Annotated in this window: 3 protein-coding genes and 2 pseudogenes; 3 read left to right on the top strand and 2 right to left on the bottom strand. The window is 37.5% G+C overall.

Features of this window, described 5'->3' with window-relative positions; all coding sequences use genetic code 11:
* Window positions 1–284: 284 nt before the first annotated feature.
* Window positions 285–544 (top strand): annotated as a pseudogene (locus ACEWB7_RS17035) (site-specific integrase); the annotation flags it as partial.
* 62 nt (window positions 545–606) lie between these two features.
* Here ACEWB7_RS17035 and ACEWB7_RS17030 read toward each other — a convergent pair.
* On the bottom strand, window positions 607–1,515 hold the full coding sequence (locus tag ACEWB7_RS17030) for a LysR family transcriptional regulator (protein WP_411580987.1): 909 nt from the start codon (window positions 1,513–1,515) through the stop codon (window positions 607–609).
* A 134-nt stretch (window positions 1,516–1,649) separates the two neighbouring features.
* Here ACEWB7_RS17030 and ACEWB7_RS17025 point away from each other — a divergent pair, with 134 nt between their 5' ends.
* Complete coding sequence (locus tag ACEWB7_RS17025) at window positions 1,650–3,038, top strand: amidohydrolase family protein (RefSeq protein WP_411580988.1); 1,389 nt, start codon at window positions 1,650–1,652, stop codon at window positions 3,036–3,038.
* A gap of 24 nt (window positions 3,039–3,062) precedes the next feature.
* On the top strand, window positions 3,063–3,530 hold the full coding sequence (locus ACEWB7_RS17020) for a DMT family transporter (protein ID WP_411580986.1): 468 nt from the start codon (window positions 3,063–3,065) through the stop codon (window positions 3,528–3,530).
* A 354-nt stretch (window positions 3,531–3,884) separates the two neighbouring features.
* Here the strand turns inward: ACEWB7_RS17020 and ACEWB7_RS17015 are convergent.
* Window positions 3,885–3,978, bottom strand: a pseudogene (locus tag ACEWB7_RS17015) (IS1595 family transposase); the annotation flags it as partial.

Raw genomic sequence — 3,978 nt, 5'->3', positions numbered from 1 at the left:
GTTGAATTTCCTTGTCAGATATAGTGATCAACATCTCTAATTTATATCCAGTCCATGATGGTAAAAACCATCATAAACTAGACATTTTTATTGGTGAGAATATAGACACTTTAAATGGTTTCTAACAGACTGATTTCGTATAATAAGGATTATGTTAAATCCGATACACCTAACAATAACTTCATATCCTTCTTTCTTAAACTAAAATTCAATAACTTAACTAATTTCTATTTCAATCTTAAAATATGATATGTTGACCTTAAGAATACTTCATAAACTTTACTATGTTTGCCCTAAAGACAATTCATTTAGAAAAGAAAGTCTCAAACGATAATCAAATTATTCTGTTATTTGATCTAGATTCATCTTGTCCATGTTTGTACCCTATGCTTTACACAATGAAGTCTCTTAGGTTTCAAAGTGTCTCTACGCAGCATGCTGATTTGATAGCAAAAGTAATCTTATAAGATTAAGAAATGCAGAACATGCTAACTACACTACAATTGGCCATAGACTTAGATCCTTCTTAAAGTTTTACAGCTTTTTTTATTTAAAAAAATCTTCGACTTTATCAAAGTTATTCACGACCGCACGAATCCTTCACAATCAGTTTACTTTGTTCTCACTGATTAGGTCTGCAACCCAATCTGAGAATACGCGGATTGCTGGTGAAAGAAAACGTTGATGGGGATATAGTAAAGTTACTGTGACTGGCAACGGGCACAAGTTTTGCAATACAGCAATTAATCTCTCTTCTTTTAGATGTTCTAACACAAGTTTTTCTGCAAGTTGTGCTATTCCATATCCATCAAGACACAATTTTATATAAAGCTCAGTCTCATTGACAGCTATATCAGTATTCATTTTTACTATTCTTTTTTCGTCATCATCCACAAAATTCATTTCACATGTATTTCTATTATGGTCTGAAAAATAATGAATCGCCTTATGAAATGCTAGATCTTCAAGAGATTGCGGAGTTCCATACTTTTGCAAATATTCAGGTGAGGCACACGTCACCCAACGAAACTTTCCAAGAGGACGAGCTACTAGTGAGGAACTTTTCAAGCTTCCCATTCGGATTACACAGTCTACTCCTTCCTTGATTAAGTCTACCTGCCTATCGCTGACTCCAATCATTAGATAGATGTCTGGATAGCGTTTTTGAAACTCTTTAAGATTGGGCATGATGACTGAATGAGCTATACCCGCAGGCATATCAACTCGTAACTGCCCCTGTGGTTGTTGCATTGTATCGGTTAGGCTTGATTCAGTGTGCTCAATAAGATCAAGTATTTCTCTGCACTGTATTAAATACTGTGCCCCTTCAGGTGTTAGGTTTACCCGTCTGGTTGTCCTGTTCAACAAACGTACTTGTAAATACTTTTCAAGATTTTTAATTGTGCTAGTTACTGTAGATGCTGGAAGTGAAAGTGTTTCAGCCGCATGTACAAAGCTTTCAGCTTCTGCCACCCGAACAAAAATTTGCATTGCCTGAATACGATCTAATCTCATGCCTTTATCCCAATTCTATCCGCATGCTCTCAGATTATTCGCTTTTACTGAATAATAAAAACAGTTTAATCAGCTTTTTCAGCATTATCACTTCAATTAAATTTTCACTATTCTTTTTTGAAGTTGAAATGAATATGACTGATTACAACAGAAACATTGTGCAATTGACAGAATCCTCCACAAGTAAAACGCTTATTCGTGGAGCCACTATCCTGAGTATGGACAGCATGATTGGGAATATGGTTCGGGGAGATATTCTTATCGAGAACAGTATGATTACAGCTATTGGTGAAAATATTGAAGCGACTGGTACTACTGTTATTGATGCTTCAAATATGATTGTGATGCCGGGTATGGTGGATACACATCGACATTCATGGGAAGGACAACTACGACGAATTAATCCGAATGCAGAAACGTTAGAAGATTATTGTAACGCGACGCATTATTCTTTTGCCAAGTACTATCGACCTAAAGATATATATATCGGTAATTTACTTACAGCTCTTGGATGTATAGATGCAGGTATCACAACAGTCATAGATAACTCGCATAACAGCCGTACTGCCGCTCACTCGGATGCAGCTGTTGAAGCCTTGCTAGATGCCAGTATTCGGGCGGTACACGCTTCTGGTGCACCAGTCTCAGGAGATTGGGATAAAGGCAACTGGCCTAGTAATCTTGGACGCCTACAAAATAAATATTTTCAAAATCCAGAAAACAATTTGGTATCACTCGCTGCAATGGCTCAGCTTGAGCCTGAATTATGGGCAGAGGCAAGAAGATTAGGATTGCCAATTATTACCGAATTTTTTGGTGGGGAAATGGCTGCCGAACTAGAGGGTTTGCATCAACAAGGATTACTGGGCCCAGATAATATCTTTAATCATTGTACTTCACTGCCAGATGCTGGATGGGAAATTTTGCGCGAGTCTGGAGTACGAGTAAACGTATGCCCAAGATCAGATGCCCACTATGGCATCGAAGATGGTATGTTCGCCATGCAATCAGCTCTACGTCACGGTATTAGACCTGGTTTAAGTGTAGATAATGAAACCTCTTACAGTGGTGATATGTTTATGGAAATGCGTGTAGCATTTTATTTACAACGCGTAATGGGTATGCATCAGAACAAATGTTGTGGTTTAGCACATTCGCCAGTGACGCTTTATGCTCAAAACCTTCTAAAAGCTGCGACGACTGATGGTGCTACTTGTGCAGGTCTACAAGAAAAAATTGGCAGCTTATCCATTGGAAAACAGGCTGATCTAATATTGCTTAGAACAGATGATATCAATCTTTATCCCTCGGGCAATGCTTTTGGCACTGTAGTTCATGCAACCGAGCGCAGTAATATTGATACTGTGATGATTGCTGGGCGCATTGTGAAGCGTGACGGTAAGGTATTAGGTGTAAATAGTGAACGACTACGTGCAGCGATTGATGAATCTCGCCAACATCTTTTTGCTGCCGCTGGTTATGCTCCAGACATTTTTGCTGAGACATTTCTGCCTCTTGAGTAAACGATATAAAAGAGGACAAACAGTATGAATGTTATCTATTATTTAATGGCCTTTGCAGCAGGATTAGGAATTACTCTACAAACTACATTGAATGCTCAACTGGCTAAAGGAATTGGTGGAGATCCTGTGGCTGCTGCACTATTTTCATTTACTGTTGGTGCGGTATGTGTTGGAGTTTATTCTTTGGTTCGGGGTGAGATAATCCCTTCATTAATTGCTATTTCGACTCAGCCGTGGTGGAGTCTTTTAGGTGGAATTCTAGGTTCGTGTGCCTTGCTGAGCTATGTTATTCTTGCGCCAAGAATCGGACTGTCTGCTTTACTTGGGCTAGCAATTGCTGGACAAATACTCTCCTCTTTAATGATTGATCATTTTGGGTTGTTGGGGGCTACTGAACGTCCAGTTTCCTTGATCAAACTAGTTGGAACAATAGTCATGCTGGTTGGATTAACTGTTGCTCTATTAGGTGACAAATTGTCAGAAATTTTTTAATTTTGATCGCTACAAATAGATATAGCCGTAAAAGTAACGATATTTGAATAGCTACTGATTTTGTAAATACCTTTTAATTAGTGGTGGACTACCACCACTCTCCTAGACAAATCTAGTCTATTCTTAAGATCTTTTTAGTAGGAAAATATGCATTCATAGCTAGGTTCATGAACCAAATATTTTATAAGTTATTATTTTAACACTCTAAGTAATTAATTTAATTGCTTATTAAAAATAAATTTGATTGTGAATTAGATTCTAGGTGAACATAAGTTAACTAGACGAATTTCAGTATTAAATTCATTAATATTGATATAAATTAAAGGCTCTAGACTAGCAGATTTACACTTAATTTTACCTAATGAGGTTCCACAGCTCAGTTGCTAACTCATTAGGTTCCCTCATCCAACGCCATTCAGTTTCTTTAAGATGATAATCAAAGTACTCT

The sequence above is a fragment of the Acinetobacter sp. NIOH-H-8 genome (assembly GCF_046635365.1).
Lineage (GTDB): Bacteria > Pseudomonadota > Gammaproteobacteria > Pseudomonadales > Moraxellaceae > Acinetobacter.
Note: the sequence above shows the minus strand (reverse complement) of the source record. Positions and strands in the feature narration are given on the sequence as shown.

Bases quoted from the DNA above. Each gene is read 5' to 3' on its own strand.
- ACEWB7_RS17020 (WP_411580986.1), top strand. From the start codon at position 3,063: ATGAATGTTATCTATTATTTAATGGCCTTTGCAGCAGGATTAGGAATT.
- ACEWB7_RS17030 (WP_411580987.1), bottom strand. From the start codon at position 1,515: ATGAGATTAGATCGTATTCAGGCAATGCAAATTTTTGTTCGGGTGGCA.
- ACEWB7_RS17025 (WP_411580988.1), top strand. From the start codon at position 1,650: ATGACTGATTACAACAGAAACATTGTGCAATTGACAGAATCCTCCACA.